Source organism: Pseudomonas fluorescens (genome assembly GCF_005938625.1).
Taxonomy (GTDB): domain Bacteria; phylum Pseudomonadota; class Gammaproteobacteria; order Pseudomonadales; family Pseudomonadaceae; genus Aquipseudomonas; species Aquipseudomonas fluorescens_BD.
This window is the reverse complement of sequence record NZ_VCNJ01000081.1, coordinates 1-3169: the sequence shown is the minus strand read 5'-3', so window position 1 is coordinate 3169 and position 3169 is coordinate 1. Positions and strand designations below refer to the sequence as shown.

General features: G+C 59.5%; 1 protein-coding gene. It reads left to right on the top strand.

Annotated features, from left to right (window positions below):
* Positions 1 to 3169, top strand: a 3169-nt coding sequence (locus FGA82_RS32265) for a hypothetical protein (RefSeq protein ID WP_171057388.1), incomplete at both ends; no start/stop codon positions are given.

Genomic DNA, 3169 nt, shown 5'->3' with positions numbered 1-3169 from the left:
CCGCCACTAACAAGCTGCAGGTGCAATCTGACACCGGTTCCATCGAGAACGCCACCTGCGCCAATCTTCGAGGGGACAGCGTCTCCCTGCCGGCCGGTCAGGGCATCAAGAACCGTGATGCGGCGATTATCAAAGGCGATAAACAAGTCACGGTGCGTGCGCAGGGCGATGTGAGCAACAGCGGGCAGTCGTTCCTGCTCAGCGGGGGCGATCTGAGCCTCACCGCCGGTGGACAGGCTTCCAACCTGGACGGTTCGGTGATCTCGGCGACCCAGAACCTGCTCATCGATGCCGACAAGATCACCAACAGCGGTCAATCCCCGAGTGCGGGTTCGACCCTGACCGGGGACGCCGTGACCCTCAAGGCGCGCAGCGATGTGCGTAACGAGGCTCAGGCCAACATCTTGGCCAAGGGCGCGCTGGACGTACAGGCTGGGGCCTCCATCGCCAACGTCGGGGCGCACCTGGCGGGTGCCGACGTGACGTTGAAGTCCGGCACTGACGTGATCAACCAGCACGGTGCCATTGCCGGCGACAGCATTCACATCGATGCGCTGGGCGATGTGCTCAACACGGCCAAGTCGACCCTGATTTCCAAGACCGACGTGGTGATTAGTGCCGCCAAGCAGTTGCTCAACGATGACGCCTTGATCAAGGGCTCGACCGTGAAGGCGGGCACCGGCTCGATCGATAACGCGACCGGCGCCAACATTCTGGGGGACACCGTCAGCCTGAGCGCCACTCACGACATCACCAACCGTGACGCGGCGATTATCAAGGCCGATACCCAGGTCTCGATACAGGCTCAAGGCGACGTCGTCAACGCAGGCGATGCAACCATTGCCACACCGAAGTTGACTGTCGACGGCCACAACGTCAGCAACATCCAGAGTGGCAAGATCCTGGCCGACACCATTGCGATCCAGGCCAAAAACGATTTTGTCAGCAACACCGCCGCGTCTCTCAAAAGCAACCAGGTCGCCATTGATGCCGCCCACTTCCATGGGGCGGACAGTGAGATTCTGGCCACCGACAACATCGACATCAAAACCTCGGATTATGCCAACTCTGCCAACATCAGCTCGCAGAACACCGCAACGCTGAGCATCAAGAACGGCGGCGATCTCACCATCGATCAAGGTCAGAGGGCGCCGCTGGCCGAGCAACTGCTCACCCTCAACGCCCACGATGTGACAACCAGCGCCGAGCTGAACAACCCCGGCAGCATTCACGTGAATGCCTCAGGGGATGTGCACAACAATCAGGGCATTGTCACTGGCAAAAGTCTGGTGGTGAAAGCCGCCGGCGCGATCGAAAACGCCGCCCAACAGCTGGTGTTCGCCGTGCAGGACCTGACGCTGGAAGCGGGCTCGAAGATCTCCAACCTGCAAGGTGCGCGGATCATGGGCCTGGGCAATGTGTCCTTGACCGCCAGCGAGGTGACCAACGATCTGGGGCGCATCACCTCCGGCGCCTCCATGTCGATTGATGCCGACACGATCACCAACCGGGGCGTCGCCACGGGCACGGCGGTGGTCGCCGGTTATTCACCGGTCGTTGGAGGGTACGACTGGCCTCACGACGGTCGCTCCACCAGCATCGGCATTGCCATGATGTTGCCGTACTACAAGAGTGAGATTTCGGTGACTCAGGCCGTCATCGAAAGCAGCGGCGACCTGAACATCAATCAGGGCGCCAAGCATGGCAGGGGCGCCCACATCACCAACGCCGACAGCCTGCTGACGGCCGCGGGCAATATCAAGATCGATGGCAATCTGGCCAACACCTCGACCGAGGCGTCGAAGTCCATTTACCAATTATTGACCGAAACCGGCAAGATCACGCTAGCCGCTAAGGACAGCCTTGCTCCGGCGAATCCGACCAAACAGAGCTATGGCAGCCTGTGGGATTTACTGAGCAGCGCCTACGGTAACTCCAATAACGCGCACACCATTTTCGCCGCCTATAAATACTACGACGAGGACGTGTCCAAAACCCTTCAGAATACTCATGACTCGGTTTTCAGCCAGCTGATGAGCGCGACCCTGGGCGCGGATTGGAGAGCGCAGTCTCGCGATGAACTGAGCAAGCGCTTCAGGAACTTGCAGTCTTCGGTCGCGCTCTCCTTCTCGGGGGACAAACAAGCCGAAATTTCGGCGGGTGGTGCGTTTACGCAAACCGGCGGCGCGTTCACCAACGGCGGTCGACAGAAGGAGCAGCAAACGGTCGCGGTGAAAGTCGGTACCGAAACCATCTCGACGCCGCAGGGCAACTTTGATCGCACCTTCAACACCAACGTGTTGTTCGACTTCAGCCAGGCCCCCAATTTTGCGGCGCTGACCACGGCGATGAACCCGCAGAACGTCCTTTATCGACTGACCCAAACCCGGGCGTTGTTTGACATCCATACGGCGCCTCCTCCGCTGGATTTGTCGAAAATACGAACGCAATTGAATGCGAGTAAAGCCTCCGTCAGAGCCTTGGGCGCCGCAGTGCAATTGACGAGTAAAGGCTCCGTCAGCGCCTTGGGCGCCGAAGTGGCGCGGGTCAACACGAACATTGTCACCGCTTCGACCGCGGCCTCTGCCCCCATGGCCTTTACGCCAATCTATCCTGTGTACGAAACACGCATTGCCTACATCGACCAGAGCAAGTTCTTTGGCTCGCAATACTTCTTCGACAAGATCGGTTACCACAGTGATCTCACGGTACCGGTGATTGGCGATGCCTTCTTCGACAACCAGTTGATCACCCAGTCCATCCAGGAGACGACAGGTGGCTACTTTGCGGCCAAGGACGGGCTGTCCGGCACCGCATTGGTCAAGACGCTGATGGACAATGCCGCGTCCGAAGAGGTCGCGCAGAATCTGGAGTTTGGAGTTCCGCTGACGCGGGATCAGTACAACATGCTGACTCACGACATCATCTGGTATGAGCCCGAGGTGGTCAACGGGTACTCGGTATTGAGCCCCAAGGTCTACCTGAGCCAGGCGACACTGGCTGACGTGGCGAATAACAAGGCGACCACCGCCCTGGTGGCGTCCAAAGGCCAGCTGTCCATCGATGCGAGCAATGTGAGCAACGTCGATGCGGCCATCCATGGTGGTTCGGTGTACATCCATTCGGCGGACGGGATTCACAACCAGAACACGGGCGGCGGCACAGGCGG